Genomic DNA, 19562 nt, shown 5'->3' with positions numbered 1-19562 from the left:
ATCATGGAAGTTAAACCAAAAAGTGCGTGTGAGACCTGTGTCCAATTCAATGCTGACGGATTGAAGAAGTTAGGGGTAAACACCTCCGATTTTGACTTTGTGGTAGCCTTGGCAGGTAATCCGAATACCGGAAAAAGTACTGTTTTTAACGCCATGACCGGTTTACGCCAACATACCGGTAATTGGCCTGGCAAAACGGTAACCAGGGCGGAAGGTGCTTTTGAATACAATAAGGAAAAATTTAAACTGGTAGACCTACCGGGCACCTATTCTTTGCTTTCTACCTCTGAAGATGAGGAAGTTGCCAGGAATTTTATTCTTTTTGGAAAGCCCTCGGTAACGGTAATCGTAGTTGATGCCAGTAGGCTGGAAAGAAATCTGAATTTGGTATTACAGATTTTGGAAATTACCAATAACGCAGTCCTGTGTTTAAATTTAATGGATGAGGCGCAAAGAAATAATCTGGAAATAAATACCCGTACTTTGGCCAAAGACCTGGGTATCCCTGTGGTCCCTACTAGCGCTAGGTATAATAGGGGAATTCCGGAACTGATCCAGACTATTAGTGAACTGGCCAACGGTAAAATTGTTTGTAAGCCCCACCGCATTAAAAATATACCTAAGAATATAGAGCAGGCCTTGGAAAAATTAAGCGCGGAAATAAAAGAAGTCTATCCGGACATTCCCAATAGTAGGTGGATAGCCTTGCGCTTGCTGGAAGGGGACAGAAATATTATTGAAACCCTTAAAACCGGTGAATTCGTTTAATTGGATCTCAATGAATACTAACAAAATAGATCATATTATTGCTCTTTCCAATGACCTTCGTTGGCAAATTGGAGATGAATTCCATGATAATCTGGCGGAAGGAATTTATGCTGATGCCGCTGAAATAGTAAAGGGCGCTGTGCGTAAAAAGGATGAAAAGGGAACTTTCAGGATAGACACCAAAATAGATAAAATCATTACGAGCAAGGTCTGGGGTTTCCCTCTTATGTTCATAATATTGGCTGTAGTGCTTTGGATGACCATAGTTGGCGCCAATTACCCGTCCGCAATGTTGTCCGGATTGTTGTTGGATACGATTCATCCTGCTTTAAAGGGATTCGCCTCCAACATTGGCATGCCATGGTGGCTGGACGGTTTTTTGATTGATGGGGTGTACTTGGCGGTAGCCTGGGTCATTGCTGTAATGTTGCCTCCTATGGCGATATTTTTTCCCTTATTTACCTTGTTGGAAGATTTTGGATATCTACCAAGGGTAGCCTTTAATTTGGATCATTTATTTAAATTATCCGGAGCACACGGTAAACAGGCCTTGACAATGAGCATGGGCTTCGGATGTAACGCTGCAGGTATTGTGGCTACCCGGATAATAGACAGCCCTAGGGAAAGATTGATTGCCATTATCACCAATAATTTTTCACTTTGTAATGGGCGCTGGCCCACACAGATTCTGATCGCAACCATATTTGTGGGGGCCCTGGTACCGGCTAGCTATTCGGGGATTATGTCATTGGCGGCCGTTATAGGCATAGCTGTTTTGGGCATGGTGTTTATGTTTTTGGTTTCTTGGGGCTTGTCCAAGACGGTCTTGAAAGGAGAAGTTTCTACCTTTAATTTGGAATTACCGCCCTACCGTCCTCCGCGATTTTGGAAAACCATCTATACTTCCATTATAGATAGGACCTTGATTGTGCTATGGCGTGCCATTGTTTTTGCTGCCCCTGCAGGGGCCGTAATTTGGCTTATATCCAATATTTATTTGGGAGATGCCAGTATTGCCACTTGGCTGATTGATTCTTTGGACGGCTTTGGATTCCTTTTGGGCCTCAACGGTGTTATTTTGGTGGCCTATATTGTAGCTATTCCTGCCAACGAAATTGTGATACCCACTATTTTGATGTTGACCGTTCTGGTTACAGGAATTTCTGCAGGAGAAGGGGCTGGTGTAATGTTCGAATTGGATTCCGCAACTGCCACTGGGGATATTCTGAGAGCAGGGGGGTGGACGCTCTTAACGGCTATTAACCTAATGTTGTTCAGTTTGTTGCACAATCCATGTAGCACTACAATATATACTATTTATAAGGAGACCAAAAGTGTAAAATGGACTACAGTGGCTTCGGTATTACCGGTTATATTAGGATTTGTGGTGACATTTTTGGTAGCACAGATTTGGAGATTACTTGCGTAAATTCTACACCTCATTATCGCTCTTAAATAAAATTCCCGACCTCGAATTAAACGAGTAAAGGGGAACTATTCTATTCTTAAATGTTCTTTTAATAATGATAAAACGAAATAGGCAAACTCTGAGCTAACTGAATTAAAATCACTAACTTGAGTAAAAATTTCTGTTATGCCTATTTACATGGATCGTCACGATATTCCTGAGGAGATTACCGCGGTGCATGTTGCGCAAATGCATAGGGAGGATTTAAAAATAGAGCATCTTTATGGATGCAAGGGTATGACCTATTGGTGCGATGAAAAAAGGCGTACGGCCTTTTGTCTTATCCAGGCCCCAAATAAGAAGGCCATTCAGGATATGCACAATCATGCCCATGGCGAGGTGCCCCATAGAATTATAGAAGTTGAGGCTTCTATAGTGGAATCGTTTTTAGGTAGAATAGAAGATCCGGAAAAATCCCAAAAGACGGAATTAAACATTATCAACGACCCAGCTTTTAGGACCATAATGGTCGTTGGATTAAGAAAATCATCATTTAAGATTATGGACCCCAATCGTATGATTGGGGAGTTAATAAAGTATAATAAAACTATTCTGCAATCCATAGATAAATTTTTGGGCAGGGTGGTAAGACAAAAATCGGGTAATTTTTTATTGTCCTTCAACTCGGTGACCAATGCCGTGCTCTGCTCCCAAGAGGTCTTTTCCAAGCTTGGAGGGGTAACTGAGGATAAAAGTCCGGATATTCAATTGAGTATAGGTTTGCACGTAGGAGTGCCCGTAACCGAGAAGGATGGTATTTTTGAAGATACCATCAAATTGGCAGAACGGTTTTGTACTATGGCCCATGGGAAAATTGTTTTATCCCAAGAGGTCAAGGAATTGTACGAGAGTGAAAATTTGAACGTTAAATTAAGCCATAAGAACATAAAAACTCTGAGTGTTGGAGAGGAAAAATTTGTAAACCAATTAATGGATTACACCGAGAAGGAATGGACCAATGCAGCCTTCAATTCAGATCATTTTAGTAAAAATTTAGGCTACAGCAAATCCCAATTATACAGAAAAATGATTGGTCTTACCGGGAAGTCGCCCAATAGTTTTATAAGGGACTACCGGCTGACAAAGGCCTTGGACCTATTGGATAAAAAGGTAAATAATATTTCCGAAATTGCCTTCGGTACAGGATTCAACAGTCCAGCCTATTTTTCGAAATGTTTTATGGATAATTTTGGAATCCTTCCCTCCAAATATGTCCAAAATTATGCCGAATAAGTTTTGATCGTAAGTTTGCTATGATCGAATTTTGTAACTATTTGAATTAATTATGGAGGTCATCGTTGTAAACTTCGTTTAATTTTACTTCAAGTCAACGATGTTATCGTGCACAAATAAAATGGTAGCGATATACAGAATTGTAATCCCCCATTTGCAGCGGTGTAGTTTTTGCCGTATTCCCCCTGTTTTAAAAATAAAATAACCAATGGCGAATTATTTTTCCATTTCCATCCTTCCCGTTTGATATGGGGCAAGGCGAAAAAAGGAAAAAGAAACGGTAAAACCTCCAATCATCTATTTCTAGGAGGGTTGCCTCTCATAATAGTAATAATTATTAATCTTAAACATTTTAGAAATGAACAACACTCTAAAGTATTCCCAATTGAAAGTTATCATTTTGATATTGACACTTTTTGTAAGTTTTTCCTTTTTTGGACAGGGCAGCCTAGAGAAAGGTTCGGAAATCTCCTTGGTAAAAACGCATAAGGATAAGGATTTACAATGGGGCCCTTGCCCCTCGTTTATGCCCAAGGGTTGCACAATATCGGTATTGCACGGAGACCCTTCCAAAAAAAATGTGGATGTTTTTTTTAAGGTGCCCGCCAACTATGAAATACCGGAGCACTGGCATACCTCTGCTGAGCGCATGATCCTTGTTTCTGGGGAACTTCATGTTACTTATGAAGGGGAAACAGAGCAGATAATGAAAGTGGGCTCCTATGCCTTTGGTCCGTCTACCAAACCTCATACCGCAAAATGTGGCGATAAAGACCCTTGTGTTTTATTTATTGCCTTTGAAGAACCTTTGGATGCATTTCCAATAGTGCTTAAAAAATAATGCAAAGTTTTGAATAATAATATAAACGAACATTAAAATTTAGAAATATGGAAATGGTAATAGACATGGATGCAGATCGTATTGCATCCTTTAAAAAAGAAATAAGGGGAGAAGTAGTGATGCCTTCCGATGGCAAATACAATAGTAGCCGCAAAGTTTATAATGGTATGATCGATAAGCATCCCGGTATGATCGTCATGTGTGTGGATGTGGCCGATGTAATGGCTTCGGTAAACTTTGGCAGGGAAAACGATTTGTTGATCGCTGTTAGGGGAGGTGGACATAATGGAGGGGGTTTGGGCCTGTGCGATGACGGTATGGTCATTGATCTATCCGGAATCAAATTTGTACATGTGGATACTTCCAATAATACGGTACGTGTTGGAGGAGGTAACATTTGGGGTGAAGTTGATCATGCCACCCATGCCTTTGGATTGGCAATTCCGAGTGGAATGATTTCAACAACAGGTGTAGGCGGTTTAACACTGGGAGGTGGCGTGGGTTATCTTTCCAGGAAATACGGACTTACCATAGACAATTTGTTGGAGGCCGATATGGTATTGTCCGATGGTTCTTTTGTTACCGTTAACGCCAAACAGCATCCTGATCTTTTTTGGGCCATTCGTGGTGGTGGTGGAAATTTTGGAATCGTAACTTCCTTTAAATTTCAAGCCCATCCTTTAAAAAATGTAATTGGAGGTCCTACCTTATGGCCAATAGAGCAAACTGAGAAAATAATGGCTTGGTATGATGAATTTATTCATAAAGCCCCGGAAGACCTAAATGGTTTTATTGCAACTATGGTTATTCCAGGCCCACCATTTCCCGAACATTTGCACCATAAGCAATTCTGTGGAGTTGTATGGTGCTATACGGGTCATCCAGACAAATTTGAAGAAATTTTCAAACCCGTTTTGGCCAAGAAACCCTTGTTCCAACATGTGGGCGAAATGCCTTATCCTTCCATTCAAACTATGTTTGATGGGCTTATGCCCCCAGGATTGCAATGGTATTGGAGGGCCGACTTTTTCAATAAATTAGGTCCAGAAGTTAGGGCTGGGCATTTAAAATACGGATCTAAAATCCCGACCCCACTTTCACAAATGCATCTATATCCTATTAGTGGAGCTGCAGCTAGGGTTGGAGACAAAGATACACCATGGGCATATAGGGATGCCAAATATGCAGGTGTAATTGTAGGGGTGGATCCGGATCCGGCAAATGCCGACAAAATCACCAATTGGTGCAAGGATTATTACAATGAATTGCATCCACATTCCTCTGGAGGTGCCTATTCCAATTTTATGATGGATGAAGGTCAGGAACGGGTAAAAGCAAGTTATAAGCATAACTACCAGCGATTGGCCCGTATAAAAAAACATTATGACCCTAATAACTTATTTAGGGTCAACCAGAATATTCTTCCTAGTAACTAGGGGGTAGGACACAATTTGGGCAAGCCATCCAACAGGCTTGCCTCAAAAGGATAGACATCTTTTAGTTTTATAAGTCTACTAAACATCCAAAATTTTTAGGGCTTCTTTACCTACGCGTTGTTTGGTTTCCTCGGTAATATATTTTTTTTGATCTATCTGTTGCGGCTGGTCAGAGGTGCAAAAATAACTATGTATACTTCTTCTAGGCTTATCGGTTCGGTTGGTAGTTCCTCCATGCCAGGCGTGGGAGTTAAAGATAAAAACCGATCCTGCAGGTGCGGTGATGATGATTTCATCAGGATGGGGAAGGCTGGGGTCCTCCATTTTTTCTTGGGGCGCTATGCCAAGTTTATGGGTGCCGGGCACTATACGTGTAGCTCCATTATTTTCTGTAAAGTCATCCAATAACCAAATGGAATTACAGACTTTGTACACACCTTCCACCATTTTATTGCCCCAATCTACATGTAAATTTTGATGTCCAAGGCCGGGTTTCGCAGCTCTGTAGTTTAGGGAGGATAATTTAAAGGATGCGCCAAGTACAGCAGCAATACCGGCCAGAACTCTTGGATGTGTGTAAAAAATATCAAACACCTCACCTTTGTTGACTAGATCAGCCAAGCGATCGGCGCCCTCCTCCTTAGGATGCCTTATATATTTGGATTCGGCCAATTCCGATCCGGCCGACCCACCTTCATTGAGCATTAGGGCATCAATCCTGTCGTTTATGGCTTTTACCTGTGCATCTGTCAATAGTTTGCCCAAGGATAAATAACCCTGACTTTCCAATATTTCAATTTCCTCTTTTGTGAGCATGCTTAAGTAAATTAACAATATGATTTTAAGCTAAAAAAGATACGATATAATTGTCAAAAAAATATTTCTTGTAGCATTTAAAGGGGTTTTCTTTTTCTTCCTGGGGAAATGAGGTTTACGCAAAGCGAGCATAATAATGCCAAAATTGCCAAGGAAAGGGTCAATGTATTGCTTAGAGCCGTACTTGGCAACCAGCCCGTTATTCTTTCTGTCAAAAAATCAATATAGCTGTTTGGTAAATTGTGTTCACCCAAGCGTTCAAGGACCTCATAATGCCAATCGGTTAAAAAACAATAGCCCCATCCCATCCAAATTCCTAACAAAACCCAGGAGCCAAAGGTTAAAAGTAAGGTAATCAGATTAAGTTTTCGCGTACGGACCGGTATCCATCCGAACAAATTAAAAATAATGAGCACCGTATGGAAGACATAGAAAAAAGTATTTGCTAACCTCAATAATAATTCATCCATCAGGGGAAATGCTTAGTTTCCGAAAAAGATAATGAATTTTTAGGAGTGGGAATTTTGCCCAATTGCTGGTGGTGCGCATTCTCCTTTCCTTTGGTTTCAGTATTTTTGCACTTAATCCTTAAAATGATCAGTGAATGAAAAAAGTTTTTTCCGTGTTGTTATTAACGCTTATGTTTTCCGCTTGTAAGGACTCAAATAAAAAGAATAATATAATCTCCCAAAATTCCATGAACACCAATCATAATCCATTAATCGCCGAAAGTACCTTGCCATATGGCGCTCCCGATTTCACCAAAATTAATAACGATCATTTCAGGGAAGCATTATTGCAAGGAATGGACGAGAAAAGAGAAATCATTGAAAATATTGCAAATAGTACTGAAGCGGCGACTTTTGAAAATACCATATTGGCGCTGGAAAAGAGTGGTGTACTTTTAGATCGGGTGAGAAATGTATTTTCGGCACTTACCGGTGCCCACACCAATGATACCCTACAAGCCGTCCAAGAAGAAATGGCACCTAAATTTTCGGAACTTCGGGATGCAATTTATCTCAATGACACCTTATTTCAGCGGGTAAAAACACTGTATGAAAAAAGGGTAAGTCTTAATTTGGATGGGGAATCCTTAAGATTGTTGGAGAATTATTTTGAGGATTTTGAAATCGCCGGTGCCAACCTTTCTCCTGAAAACAAGGAAATTTTAAAGTCGTACAACTCCAGATTGGCCACTTTGAGCAATACCTTCAATAAAACCTTGTTGGAGGCCAATAATGCGGGTGCAGTTATATTTACAGATAAGTCCGACCTAGAAGGACTCTCGGATACCGAATTGAAATCATTGGAGAACAAAGATGGGCAAGGCTGGAAAATTGCACTTCAAAATACCACACAACAACCTTTATTGCAATCCTTGAAAAAAAGGGAGACAAGGGAGAAATTGTTCAAGGCTGCTTGGTTGCGTGCCGATGGCACTGCCCAGGATACCAAGGCCGTTATTACGGAAATTGCCGAATTAAGAGCCAAAAAAGGGGCCTTGTTGGGATTTTTAAATTATGCAGAATGGAGCTTGCAGAATACCATGGCCAAAGTGCCGGAAAACATATTTGAACTTTTTGAGGGACTTGTTCCTTCTGCTACGGCCAAGGCGGGGCAAGAAGCCAAGGAAATTCAAGAAATGATCCAGAAAACGGGAGGGGATTTTGCCCTTGCCCCTTGGGATTGGAACCACTACGCCGAAATGGTACGAAAGGCCAAATACGATTTGGATGAAAACCAGATTAAACCTTATTTTGAGTTGAAGACTGTATTGGAAAAAGGGGTTTTCTATGCCGCTGAAAAATTATATGGAATTACCTATAAGGCCAGAACAGATATCCCTACCTATCACGAAGATGTATTGGTATATGAGCTTTTTGAGGAGAACGGAGATCCATTGGGATTGTTCTATGGCGATTTCTTTTCCCGCCCAAGTAAGCGGGGAGGGGCTTGGATGAGCAATTTTGTAGATCAATCCAAACTCTACAATAAGAAACCTGTGATCTACAATGTTTGTAATTATCCGAAACCTGTAGCAGGTGAACCGGCATTGCTTACCTATGATGAGGTAGAGACCATGTTCCATGAATTTGGACATGCGCTCCACGGCTTTTTTGCCGACCAGCAGTATCCTTCCTTGTCGGGCACTTCAGTGGCCAGGGATTTTGTTGAGTTTCCTTCCCAGTTCAATGAAAACTGGGCGCTTTACCCTGAAATCCTAAAAAACTATGCCCTGCATTACAAAACAGGGGAACAAATTCCGCAAGAGCTTATAGATAAGATAAAGAAATCGGGCACTTTTAACCAGGGGTATAGCCTAACCGAAAATTTAGCGGCTTCCAACTTGGACATGCAATGGCATACCATTGGATCGGACACTAAAATAGAGGATGCAAATGCTTTTGAAAAGGAAGCCTTACATGCAACGAAATTGGATGTGGTTTCTGCCGTACCGCCACGTTATAGATCTACTTATTTCGCCCATATATTTGGCAGTGGATATGCGGCAGGTTACTATTCTTATCTATGGACGGAGATGCTGCACCATGACGCCTACAATTGGTTTGAGACCCATGGTGGACTTACCAGGGAGAATGGTCAGCGATTGCGGGATATGATTCTTTCTCGTGGCAATACTTTGCCCCTGGAAAAAATGTACAAGGATTGGCGCGGCGGGGATCCAAAAATTGAACCTATGCTAAAAGCAAGGGGTTTACAGTAAATGTTGCCTTGTATTATCGTGGTATTTCAAATTTAAAGGGGGCTGTTGTGGCCTCTTTTTAATTTTTGCCCATTGTGGTGTCTGGTTTATCGCTTTTATGAAATTGGAAGTACGTATATGCCATGATTCACGGCAAGGGAAATATTGTAACAAAGCTATAAGGGTATTATCTTTAGTAGGGTAATACTAAACATTGATCGCTATGACAACCGTTTCATCTTTTAAGATAGTGGGAGTTTTAATCCACATATTGTTATTTTTCAACATGGGGCACGCCCAAGTGGAATCCTCCTCCGAACTGTATAGAAACATAATGGGATTGGATAGTATCTTATTCGTAAATGGGTTCAATAATTGTGAGCTTAAGGAGATGGAGCACTTAATTGCACCTGATTTGGAATTTTATCACGATCAATCCGGGATAAGTACCTCCAAGGAAGATTTTTTTAAGGCTATAAAACAAAACATTTGCGGTAAGGGAGATAAGAAGCCCATTCGTAAATTGGTGGCTAACAGTATGGAAGTGTATCCTTTATATAATAACGGCGTTTTGTACGGGGCGATACAGAACGGGATCCATGAATTTTATATAAAGGAGGCCAATAAAGAACTGTACATAACAGGTATAGCCAAATTTTCCCATGTTTTTATACTACAGGAAGGTATGTGGCAGTTAAAACGGGTATTGAGCTATGACCATAGATCCCCCAAGGAATAAATTTCTTAAATAGTAGCCTGTCCGTTTATGGAATTGTGCTGTCTCCCAGAAAATAAATGATGAATGCATTTCATCGAAAAAAATAAAAAATAGTGAGATAGTGGTAGGGTACATACCATCTTTGGTTGTTGTTATATATAGCCTTTACATAAGGAGGTATTCCAATAATTACTAAAATTTATAACTATGAAAATTAAACTATTTACAATTGCATTGTTTGTTGTAACTGTTTTAGTCTCTTGTACGGACAATGATGACAAGAATAGTGATTATGGCAGGCTTTCCGTTAACTTAACGGACGCACCTTTTCCACATGATCTGGTAGCAGAGGCCAACGTTACTATTTTTAAGATAGATGCCCGTTACAAAGGGGAAATGGATATTAATTCTGAAGTTGAGGATAATTCAGATGCCTCAATGACAAAGGAAGATAAATCTTCCTTTGTTGTTCTGATGGAAGATGAAATGGAGGTCAACCTTTTGGAGCTTACCAATGGAGTTACCAAGAATTTGGTGGATCTTGATGTGCCTGTTGGAATTTACGACCTTGTACGGGTATATGTTAAAGGTGTAAATGTTGTACTAACGGATGGCTCCACATTTGATTTAAAAGTACCTAGCGGGGAACAAACGGGTATAAAGATCTTTATTAAACCCGGTCTTGTGGTTGAAGGTGGACTAAGTGCCGATTTATTGTTGGATTTTGATGTAAGCAAATCTTTTGTAGCCAAAGGTGAAGGCAGTACATTTGAAAATATAACCGGCTTTAATTTTAAACCAGTCATTAAAGCCTGTAATATGTCTACCGCTGGCACTTTGTCCGGTAAGGTGACAACACTTCAGGAAGAAGTTGCCGTAGGATTGGAAGGTGCGCAAGTGGCCGTTTTTGCAGCCGACACTTTGAATACCACAACTTTTACGGATGCTGACGGAAAATACATGGTTATGGGATTAATGGCCGGAAGTTATGATGTTGAGGTAGAATTATCAACCTACCAAAAGGAATCAGTTACCGATATAGAAATAGTTGCTGGAAATACCACCTCCCAAGATTTTATTTTGGTTGCTGGGGAATAACACAATTTTCTAAGAAATAAAAAAGGTGGGTGTTATAGCCCACCTTTTTTGTATAAGGTTAAAATTTGCTGAATTTTCATGGCTACGGGGAACCCAGTCCATAACAAAAGTCAAGAATATTTGTCCCCAATTTTAATACAAAGCGAACATGATCCGATTGCAAAAAGATAGCCGAACAACTATTGAAAGATGTTCGGCTTTTAAAGCTTAAAGACGATTCCTTAATTTAGGGATACCAATAATTTTTGAGCAACCAGTTCCGAAGATGCCGGATTTTGTCCTGTAATCAAATTGCCATCCTGAACGGCATAAGGGGCCCAGTCAGATTTTTTGGAGTAAATACCGCCATTTTCTTTGAGCATGTCTTCCACAAGAAAGGGTACAACCTTGGTGAGTTGCACGGCTTCTTCTTCGGTATTGGTAAACCCGGTTACTTTTTTTCCTTTTACCAAAGGTGAGCCATCGTCATTCTTAACGCCTTTTAATGCGGCCGGGGCGTGGCATACAAAGCCAACGGGTTTTTTCTGTCTATTAAAGGCTTCAATGAGGCTAATGGATGTGGCATCGTTCGCCAAATCCCATAGTGGCCCGTGGCCTCCTGGATAAAAAATCGCGTCGTAATCATTGGGATCAATTTCTGACAATGCTAATGTATTCTTAATTTTTTCCTGTGCCACGGCATCATTTTTAAATCGCTGCGTATCCTTAGTGCTGGCATCAGGAGTGTCACTGCTGGGATCTATCGGGGCCACCCCGCCTTTTGGGGTAGCCAAGGTAATATCGGCCCCTTTGTCCAACAAAGTATAATATGGGTTGGCAAATTCTTCGATCCAAAATCCCGTTTTCTTTCCGGTATCCCCCAACTTATCATGGGAGGTAAGTACAAATAATATGTTCATTTTCGTTTTTTTAATATTTTTAATTTAGGTACTAATCCAAGCCTTAGACTTTCACGATCATTTTCCCTTTGTTTTTACCCTCAAACAAATCCAAAAATGCCTGCGGGGTATTTTCGAAACCTTCTACCACGGTTTCTTTGTAGGTTAATTTACCTTCCTTCAACCAAGTGGATAATTGCTTCATGGCCTCCGGGAACTTCTCCGAATAATTGGAAACTATAAAACCTTGCATTAATGCGCTATTTTTTACCAAAAAGGGCTGAACACTGATACTTTTTGGGATTTCAGTGTTGTTATACACCGAAATAGCTCCGCAAATGATCATTCTGGCAAATTTGTTGATATTAAATAAAACAGCATCTGAAATAGGGCCGCCTACATTGTCAAAATAAATATCTATACCATCTGGACAGGCAGTTTTAAGGGCTGTTCCCATATCCTCCGTAGTGTTATAGTTAATGGCATGGTCAAAGCCAAAATCTGAGGTAAGCATCGCTACTTTTTCATCTGTTCCTGCAATACCCACCACATAGAGTCCCAATATTTTTCCAATCTGACCTACTACACTTCCCACGGCACCTGCAGCACCCGAAACTACTAAAGTTTCCCCAGCCTTAGGTTTGCCAATTTGGGTGAGCCCACAATAGGCGGTTAAGCCGGTCATACCCAAAATGCCCAAATAGGCACTGAGCGGAGCTAGGTCCTTGTTTATTTTTAAAAGCCCTTCGCCTTTGGAAACCTGTTGGGTTTTCCAGTCCATCATCCCCGAAACATAATCACCTTGTTTAAATTTATCGTTCTTGGAAGTAATAACTTTGGCAACTATGCCAGAAGTTATAGGTTTACCTACTTCAAAGGGAGGGACATATGATTTGGCATCGCTCATTCTTCCCCTTAAATACGGGTCAACGGAGATGTAAGTAGTCTCCAAAAGTATTTCTCCTTCTTGGAGGTTTAGATCCTTTTTTTCCTCCACGAATTGGAAATCCGATAAAGTAGGTTTTCCTTTAGGTCGATTTTTTAATAAAATTGTCTGAATCATAATGTTGTTTTAAGTGAATTGAGTTTTATTTTTTAATACTGTTCCAGGCCGCCTGAAAGGCATCCTCCAAGTGATCCTGGTTTAATTGAAAGACTCCCCGTTGTTGCATTACCATTAAAAAAGAGAGGGGATTTATGGAGTATGCGTACAATAGGTAGGGCGACAAAGGTTTTATAATACCTTCCTTTTTTCCTCTTTCCCAAAGGTCCAGTAAGGGTTGAAGGTGTTTTAGTCCTTCCTGTCTACTGGCTTCATCTATGATTGGGGTATTGTCGCACTGGGCCAGAAACATGGCTTCCTCCACTTCCTTAAGTTTAAAATCGGCAATGCGTTTCCAAATGGTTTCAAAACCTTTAACTACGGAAATGTCATTACTATAGTTTTTGAATGCATAAGCGGTATAGGCCGACTTCACTTCTAAGTAAACCTTATTTACCAAGTCCTGCTTATTTTCAAAATACAGGTAAATAGTAGCAGGGGAAACGTTCGCCATTTTTGCAATCTTGGACATAGGGGTAGCGTGGAACCCATTATTATTAACCAAGTTAATGGTAGCTTTTACTAAAGCATTTCGCTTTTCAATACTTTTTTGAAGTTTGGCCATAATGTTCTAAATGGGAATTTTAACCTCTGTAGTTCAATGTTGATAACAATACGAGTACAAAGATAGCCTTAAAATGAACGTTCATTCTTTTTTTGACTGACTTTAACATAAGTTTACAGTTTTGGAGAATTTGGAAAACCAATATCGGCTTGATATTGGATGTTATTTTTGGGTAATAGGGGGAAAGTGGTAAAAATACGATCAGACCATTTTAACACATTGTAAACGAAATATGGACGGCCAAAAATAGGGGTCTTCCAATCCGTAAGTCCTGAAAATACGATAAGCGACCGCCAATGGGAAAGGAAAGGTTAATTTAAATTTATTATAAATTTATCATAAAGTTGAGTTGATTAAAATCGACTTTAAAACGTAATATTTACATTTACAGCTATATCAAGATAACTACGGGCCATTTTGAACGATTCCATTAGCACATACAACAAAATTAACGCTGAAGTTGGTATAAAAATAGAACCATTCGATGCCACTAAAAGGTATACCAAGCCCCACAAGCACAATAAATACCTTGAAATAATCTATTTTATAAAAGGTAGTGGTTTCCATCATTTAGATATGCAAAGCCATAGTATAGAACCACCCTTGCTGTTTATTGTTAAAAAGGATGAGGTTCATCATTGGGAGATTACCACAAAACCCAAGGGATATGTGATCATTATCAAGGAATCGTTTTTAGAAAAAACGCTGGACAAATACATCAATACTCAGTTGATAAAACTGAACAACTGTCAAAAAATAAAGGTAGCAGAAGACGATAAATCATTAAACTTTTTATTCAAGTCCCTGTGTTGGGAGATGGAACAAGTTAATTTGAACCAAGAAGCCCTGGAGGGGGGATTAAAGGCCATATTGGCAAAAATGGTAAAGTATGCCACTTTGCAAGGGGGGGGAAATACCGATATGACCGTGCAATTTGTAAATTTATTGTCCGAAAATTTAAAAAATAATGTTTCCTTCTATGCGGAGACTTTAAATACTACTTCACAGAACCTCAATGCTATATGTCATAAAGTGTTCAATAAAACGGCCTCCGATGTCATTGCCGAATATATTATTATGGAGGTGAAGAGACAATTGGCCTATACTAACAAATCAATCAGTGATATTGCCTATGATTTGGAATTTAAGGACACTTCACATTTTACCAAATATTTTAAACGATATACACAACTTACCCCTTTACAGTTCAGAAAAAAATTGATTTAAGTATTAGTACCATTCCTTTTTCAAATACACCATTTTAAGTTGGAAGGCTACTCTATTTTTGTCAAAATTTTTAATTAGAATTGATATTTATGAATTGTAAAAGCTTTTTTATGTTGGTTGCCCTAATGGTGGGTATGCAGGCGACTATAGCCCAAATTTCAGGAAAAATTATTGATGCCTCTGATAATTCGCCATTGGAATATGCTACGGCAGCCTTGTATGATCAGTCAGATGGTTCCCTGATTACTGGCGTGGTAACTTCCCAAGATGGTACCTTTGTTATAGATGGGGTAAAGCCTGGAACTTATTATATGGAAGCTTCTTTTATGGGGTACGATACTAAAACCATTACAGACATAGCCATAGATAAAAGACAATTTGTAAAAGATCTTGGCATTATTGGCTTGTCCATTGGAAACCAATTGGATGAAGTGATCATACAGGGAGAACGGGCAACGGTTCTTCACAAGATAGATCGTCAGGTTTTCGATACCAAAAAATTCCAAAGCAGTCAGGGGGGAAATGCCATTGATGTGGTAAGAAACTTGCCGTCGGTCACCCTTGATGCCCAAGGTGGTATTAGTGTTAGGGGTAGTTCTGGATTTGCCGTCCTGATTAACGGGAAACCTACCCAAGGGGATGCCAGTGCCATATTATCCCAATTACCGGCAAATGCCTTGGAATCCGTGGAATTGATTACCGCACCTTCGGCCAAATATGACCCTGAAGGTAAAGGAGGTATTTTAAATATTATAACAAAAAAAGGAGCGACCAATGGAATTTATGCACAAATTAATGTTCGTGGCGGATTACCTTCCATAGAACCCTATGATACCAAGGAGGCCGCCCAACGATATGGTATTGATGCAACTTTGAACAGGCGAACCGATAAATGGAACCTTTCCTTTGGAACAAGTTACCAGCGCAATGATAAAACAGGTAGGAGGGAAGGCGAGGTTTTTGTGGTCAATCAAGCCGAGGACAAACAAACCTTTTTGCCTTCCGATGGAGAGAGGAGTTTTGATGATATCAGCTATAATGGACGTTTTAGTGTGGATTTTACGCCTAATGAGGCCGATACCTATTCCTTGGGTTTCTATGCGGGAAAGCATACCGTAGATCGTTTGGCGGATATCGATTATTACGATAACCATGCCATTTCACCTATAGGCAGTGGCAATAGGGAATATACTTTTCAGTATTATAATCACAATTTAAGGACCAGGAAAGGCGATTTCGCCCTTGGAAGTTTTGATTTTGGCCATAAATTCAACAATGATTCCAAATTGTCTACCTCCCTATTGTATGAATACACTTTTTTGGGAGGCCCTACTTATAATGATAATCTAGGCCTCACCGATCGTAATATCGTTTATCAGCAGGAGTATAACACCAATGACAATCCGTTAAATGGGTATAGGGTGAATGTGGATTACCAATTCAAGCCCTTTTCCTTTGGCACCTTGGAAACGGGTTATCAATTTAGGGATATTGACCACACAGGTGAGTTTGTATATGAGCGCGATGGTGTTCTGGTACCTGAATTTTCAAGTAATATCAACCTGCAGCGCACCATTCATTCCGGATATACCCAACTAACGGGAGCAAGCCATAAATGGGACTACGCGGCCGGTTTGCGCTTGGAATCCATGGATAGAACTTATTCCGAGGATTTAAGGACGGCCGATCCCGAGCAAACCTATACCTATGATTTTGTTAAGTTGTTTCCATCGGCCTCCTTGCAATATACTGTTAACGATGTTACCAAATTTAAGGCGGCCTATAGCAAAAGGGTAGAACGTACAACTACCTTAAAAATGAACAGTTTTGCGGAAAGGGAGCACTCTGAGGTTTTTGAACAAGGGGACAATCAATTGAGACCGGAGTTCATAGATTTGGTAGAATTGGGAGTCATCAAAAATTTCAGCGGAGGTAATTCGGTCAGCGCCACTGCTTATTACAGACATGTGGACAATGTTATAAACCGCGTGAATACCTTAGCCTATGAAGCCAATGGGGCTGTTTTGGACAGTATCATTAACAGGGTCTATTCCAATGTAGGCAAAAGCAATGCGGTTGGACTTGAATTAGGGGTTCAACTGAAGCCAAGCCAAAATTGGAGCAATTACATAGGAGCTAACATTTATTCCTATGATATTGATGGGGCCTTTGTATTTAGACATAGAGATGGTATTACCAGAAGTTACGACGTAAATAGTAGTGCCACCATTTACTCTTTCAACCTTAATTCTACCTATTCTTTCTGGGAAAATGCCTCCTTACAATTTACTTTCAATTATTTGTCCGAAACAAATACCGCCCAAGGAGAGGATTCTAGGTTTTACACCCCCAATCTTAGTTTCCGAAAGTCGTTTATAGACAATAAATTAACGGCAACACTGCAATGGCAGAATATTGATATGGGCTTGTTGGACACCAATGAACAGCGAATTACTACCTATAAAGCCAATGAATTTTACACCACTACCAATTACAGGTATGAAGTAGATATGATATCCATTAACTTATCCTACACTTTCAATGCCATAAAAAATAAGGCCAAATTTATAGAAAGTGAGTTTGGCAAAAAAGAATTCTAAACAGGAAAACATTTTTATTCAAGATAAAAGAAGTCCGGCCCATTTAATGGCTGGACTTTTTTTGTTTTATTGGATATGATTAAAAAGAAGGAAAATGGTCTTAAGCCTTAGACCTAATTAATTTTAAAGTTATAAAGTGGGGGTGTGTGCAACTATAAAAAGTTCTGGGCATTTTCCAAATTGGAATATAGCCAAATTTATGATATTGCTGGAAAAACTGTGGCTATCTTTGACGAGAAATATGATTTCACAAAGTAGCCTTTCTATAAAGTTGTAATGCAAATAAGTGCTTCTAAATGAATCATTTTTGAAATTGCCCCAAAAAAATAAACGGAAACTATGGCCAACAATATAAAACGGCAGGAGGATATCTTATCTAAACTAAATATCCAACAATTGAACCCTATGCAGGAAGAGGCTGTGGCGGTGATTGAAAAAACTGCCAATACCATACTTTTGTCCCCCACGGGAACCGGTAAAACCTTGGCGTTCCTTTTGCCTTTGTTGGAAACTTTGGACCCTAATATTGACAAGGTACAGGCCCTTATTTTGGTGCCAACCCGAGAATTGGCCATACAAATTGAGCAGGTGGTTAGGAATATGGGGACAGGTTATAAAGTGAATGCCGTATATGGAGGTCGTCCTATGTCTAAGGATAAGATTGAAATTAAACATAATCCCTCTATTTTAATTGGAACCCCAGGGCGTATCTTGGACCATTTTGACAGTGACCGATTCTCTAGGGAAAGTATTGAAACCTTGGTGCTGGACGAGTATGACAAGGCTTTAGAGATAGGATTCGAAATTGAAATGGGTGCAATTCTCAATGACTTGCCGAATATTAAAAAGCGCATATTGACCTCAGCCACCCAGGGGGTCGGGATTCCAGATTTTGTGAAAATGGAAAAGCCTGTGGTTATTAATTATTTACAGAAAAAAAAGGAATCACAGTTAGCGATCAAAACTGTGGTTTCCACTGACAGGGATAAGTTGCCAAGTCTATTGGATTTGTTATTGCATCTGGGAAACGATCCAGGAATAATCTTCTGCAATTTTAGGGACAGTATAGAGGAAGTGAGTATTTTTTTAAAGAAAAACAGGATTCCCCATAGTTGTTTTTCAGGGGTAATGGAACAAAAGGATAGGGAGCGTTCCCTTATTAAGTTTAGAAATGGAACGAGCCAGATCTTGATAGCTACGGATCTGGCAGCACGGGGAATAGATATCCCTGAATTAAAATATATAGTTCATTATGAACTTCCACATTCCTTGGAAGAGTTTACCCATAGAAATGGGCGAACCGCAAGGGTAAATGCCAAGGGTACCGCCTATGTGTTACAATGGGAAAAAGAAAGCCTTCCTATATTTATAAAGGATACAGAGTTAGTGGATATTTCAAAGCGGACGGTTCGAAAACCTCAATTTTGGGAAACTTTGTTTATTTCTGGAGGCAGAAAGGACAAAATATCCAAAGGGGATATTGCCGGCCTGTTTTTTAAACAGGGAAATATGGATCAAGATCAATTGGGGGAGATAGAGTTAAAACAAGACTGTGCCTTTGTTGCCGTACCTCTGGAAATAGCGGAAGACTTGGTGCATAAATTGAACAATTCCCGTTTAAAGAAGAAAAAAGTAAGGATATCGGTCTTATGATTTAGGGGGCAAATCCAATGGAAATGTGAAAATTAAGGCCCGAAAAATATGGGTTTTTAAATATAAATGAAGTAAATAGCTGTTTTTTAAATTATTAGCACCATCTTTGCAAGATAATATTATAATAAATTTAATTACATTACGATGAGTAGTAAAGGAACAGTAAAATTTTTCAACGACACAAAAGGTTTTGGTTTTATCACTGAAGAAGGAGTTGAAAAGGATCATTTTGTACACATTTCAGGTTTAATCGATGAAATTCGCGAAGGCGATGAAGTATCTTTTGACCTTAAAGAAGGTAACAAAGGATTAAACGCAGTAAACGTACAAGTTATATAATATATACTTCCATGTTTAATGAAAAGCCCATCAACACTGATGGGCTTTTTTTTGTTCAATTGTTTTGATTTAAAAGACAAGTGTTTCCGCTCTAAAACGATTATCACCTAACT

General features: G+C 39.7%; 15 protein-coding genes and 1 pseudogene. 11 read left to right on the top strand and 5 right to left on the bottom strand.

Features of this window, described 5'->3' with window-relative positions; translation table 11 throughout:
- Positions 1 to 3 precede the first annotated feature (3 nt).
- The 4 genes and pseudogenes from feoB (at position 4) to B9Y87_RS08350 (ending at position 5746) form a co-directional block, all read left to right on the top strand.
- Positions 4 to 2197, top strand: a pseudogene (gene feoB, locus B9Y87_RS08365) (ferrous iron transport protein B).
- A 165-nt stretch (positions 2198 to 2362) separates the two neighbouring features.
- Positions 2363 to 3469 carry a nickel-binding protein gene (locus B9Y87_RS08360; protein ID WP_085498020.1) on the top strand — a complete coding sequence of 369 codons (1107 nt, stop codon included), beginning with the start codon at positions 2363 to 2365 and terminating at the stop codon, positions 3467 to 3469.
- Between the two features lie 358 nt (positions 3470 to 3827).
- Positions 3828 to 4310, top strand: a complete 483-nt coding sequence (locus tag B9Y87_RS08355; RefSeq protein ID WP_085498018.1) for a cupin domain-containing protein — start codon at positions 3828 to 3830, stop codon at positions 4308 to 4310.
- Between the two features lie 47 nt (positions 4311 to 4357).
- Complete coding sequence (locus tag B9Y87_RS08350) at positions 4358 to 5746, top strand: FAD-binding oxidoreductase (RefSeq protein ID WP_317045124.1); 1389 nt, start codon at positions 4358 to 4360, stop codon at positions 5744 to 5746.
- 78 nt (positions 5747 to 5824) lie between these two features.
- Here the strand turns inward: B9Y87_RS08350 and B9Y87_RS08345 are convergent, their stop codons facing one another.
- Together B9Y87_RS08345 and B9Y87_RS08340 are read right to left on the bottom strand one after the other, a co-directional pair.
- A complete protein-coding gene (locus B9Y87_RS08345) occupies positions 5825 to 6562 on the bottom strand; it encodes a phytanoyl-CoA dioxygenase family protein (protein WP_085498016.1) in 738 nt (245 codons plus the stop codon).
- Between the two features lie 77 nt (positions 6563 to 6639).
- Complete coding sequence (locus B9Y87_RS08340) at positions 6640 to 7032, bottom strand: DUF2784 domain-containing protein (RefSeq protein WP_085498013.1); 393 nt, start codon at positions 7030 to 7032, stop codon at positions 6640 to 6642.
- A gap of 134 nt (positions 7033 to 7166) precedes the next feature.
- Between B9Y87_RS08340 and B9Y87_RS08335 the strand changes: the two genes are divergently transcribed.
- From B9Y87_RS08335 to B9Y87_RS08325, 3 genes are all read left to right on the top strand, one after another.
- A complete protein-coding gene (locus B9Y87_RS08335) occupies positions 7167 to 9290 on the top strand; it encodes a M3 family metallopeptidase (protein ID WP_085498012.1) in 2124 nt (707 codons plus the stop codon).
- Between the two features lie 202 nt (positions 9291 to 9492).
- The gene (locus B9Y87_RS08330) at positions 9493 to 10008 is read left to right on the top strand and encodes a DUF4440 domain-containing protein (protein WP_085498010.1); all 516 of its coding nucleotides are present in this window, start codon (positions 9493 to 9495) and stop codon (positions 10006 to 10008) included.
- A gap of 186 nt (positions 10009 to 10194) precedes the next feature.
- Positions 10195 to 11085, top strand: a complete 891-nt coding sequence (locus B9Y87_RS08325) for a DUF4382 domain-containing protein (protein ID WP_085498008.1) — start codon at positions 10195 to 10197, stop codon at positions 11083 to 11085.
- A 221-nt stretch (positions 11086 to 11306) separates the two neighbouring features.
- Here B9Y87_RS08325 and B9Y87_RS08320 read toward each other — a convergent pair whose 3' ends face one another.
- The 3 genes from B9Y87_RS08320 to B9Y87_RS08310 are packed head-to-tail and all read right to left on the bottom strand — an operon-like array spanning position 11307 to position 13630.
- Positions 11307 to 11984 (bottom strand): type 1 glutamine amidotransferase domain-containing protein, encoded by a 678-nt coding sequence (locus B9Y87_RS08320; protein WP_085498006.1) that lies wholly within the window; start codon positions 11982 to 11984, stop codon positions 11307 to 11309.
- A 43-nt stretch (positions 11985 to 12027) separates the two neighbouring features.
- A complete protein-coding gene (locus B9Y87_RS08315; RefSeq protein WP_085498004.1) occupies positions 12028 to 13026 on the bottom strand; it encodes an NADP-dependent oxidoreductase in 999 nt (332 codons plus the stop codon).
- 25 nt (positions 13027 to 13051) lie between these two features.
- The gene (locus B9Y87_RS08310) at positions 13052 to 13630 is read right to left on the bottom strand and encodes a TetR/AcrR family transcriptional regulator (RefSeq protein WP_085498001.1); all 579 of its coding nucleotides are present in this window, start codon (positions 13628 to 13630) and stop codon (positions 13052 to 13054) included.
- A 417-nt stretch (positions 13631 to 14047) separates the two neighbouring features.
- Between B9Y87_RS08310 and B9Y87_RS08305 the strand changes: the two genes are divergently transcribed.
- From B9Y87_RS08305 to B9Y87_RS08290, 4 genes are all read left to right on the top strand, one after another.
- Complete coding sequence (locus B9Y87_RS08305; protein WP_085497999.1) at positions 14048 to 14857, top strand: AraC family transcriptional regulator; 810 nt, start codon at positions 14048 to 14050, stop codon at positions 14855 to 14857.
- An 89-nt stretch (positions 14858 to 14946) separates the two neighbouring features.
- Entirely contained in the window at positions 14947 to 17457 is a 2511-nt protein-coding gene (locus tag B9Y87_RS08300; RefSeq protein WP_085497998.1) for a TonB-dependent receptor, read from the top strand.
- A 339-nt stretch (positions 17458 to 17796) separates the two neighbouring features.
- Positions 17797 to 19110 (top strand): DEAD/DEAH box helicase, encoded by a 1314-nt coding sequence (locus B9Y87_RS08295; RefSeq protein WP_085497996.1) that lies wholly within the window; start codon positions 17797 to 17799, stop codon positions 19108 to 19110.
- A 144-nt stretch (positions 19111 to 19254) separates the two neighbouring features.
- Complete coding sequence (locus B9Y87_RS08290) at positions 19255 to 19449, top strand: cold-shock protein (protein WP_031444295.1); 195 nt, start codon at positions 19255 to 19257, stop codon at positions 19447 to 19449.
- Positions 19450 to 19562 lie beyond the last annotated feature (113 nt).

The organism is Arenibacter troitsensis, assembly GCF_900177645.1.
Taxonomy (GTDB): Bacteria; Bacteroidota; Bacteroidia; order Flavobacteriales; family Flavobacteriaceae; genus Arenibacter; species Arenibacter troitsensis.
This window is presented reverse-complemented; position numbering and strand designations above follow the sequence as displayed.

Coding starts and splice junctions, on each gene's coding strand:
- B9Y87_RS08325 (WP_085498008.1), top strand. CDS start 10,195: ATGAAAATTAAACTATTTACAATTGCATTGTTTGTTGTAACTGTTTTA.
- B9Y87_RS08350 (WP_317045124.1), top strand. CDS start 4,358: ATGGAAATGGTAATAGACATGGATGCAGATCGTATTGCATCCTTTAAA.
- B9Y87_RS08320 (WP_085498006.1), bottom strand. CDS start 11,984: ATGAACATATTATTTGTACTTACCTCCCATGATAAGTTGGGGGATACC.
- B9Y87_RS08360 (WP_085498020.1), top strand. CDS start 2,363: ATGCCTATTTACATGGATCGTCACGATATTCCTGAGGAGATTACCGCG.
- B9Y87_RS08310 (WP_085498001.1), bottom strand. CDS start 13,630: ATGGCCAAACTTCAAAAAAGTATTGAAAAGCGAAATGCTTTAGTAAAA.
- B9Y87_RS08340 (WP_085498013.1), bottom strand. CDS start 7,032: ATGGATGAATTATTATTGAGGTTAGCAAATACTTTTTTCTATGTCTTC.
- B9Y87_RS08355 (WP_085498018.1), top strand. CDS start 3,828: ATGAACAACACTCTAAAGTATTCCCAATTGAAAGTTATCATTTTGATA.
- B9Y87_RS08345 (WP_085498016.1), bottom strand. CDS start 6,562: ATGCTCACAAAAGAGGAAATTGAAATATTGGAAAGTCAGGGTTATTTA.
- B9Y87_RS08300 (WP_085497998.1), top strand. CDS start 14,947: ATGAATTGTAAAAGCTTTTTTATGTTGGTTGCCCTAATGGTGGGTATG.
- B9Y87_RS08295 (WP_085497996.1), top strand. CDS start 17,797: ATGGCCAACAATATAAAACGGCAGGAGGATATCTTATCTAAACTAAAT.
- B9Y87_RS08335 (WP_085498012.1), top strand. CDS start 7,167: ATGAAAAAAGTTTTTTCCGTGTTGTTATTAACGCTTATGTTTTCCGCT.
- B9Y87_RS08330 (WP_085498010.1), top strand. CDS start 9,493: ATGACAACCGTTTCATCTTTTAAGATAGTGGGAGTTTTAATCCACATA.
- B9Y87_RS08315 (WP_085498004.1), bottom strand. CDS start 13,026: ATGATTCAGACAATTTTATTAAAAAATCGACCTAAAGGAAAACCTACT.
- B9Y87_RS08290 (WP_031444295.1), top strand. CDS start 19,255: ATGAGTAGTAAAGGAACAGTAAAATTTTTCAACGACACAAAAGGTTTT.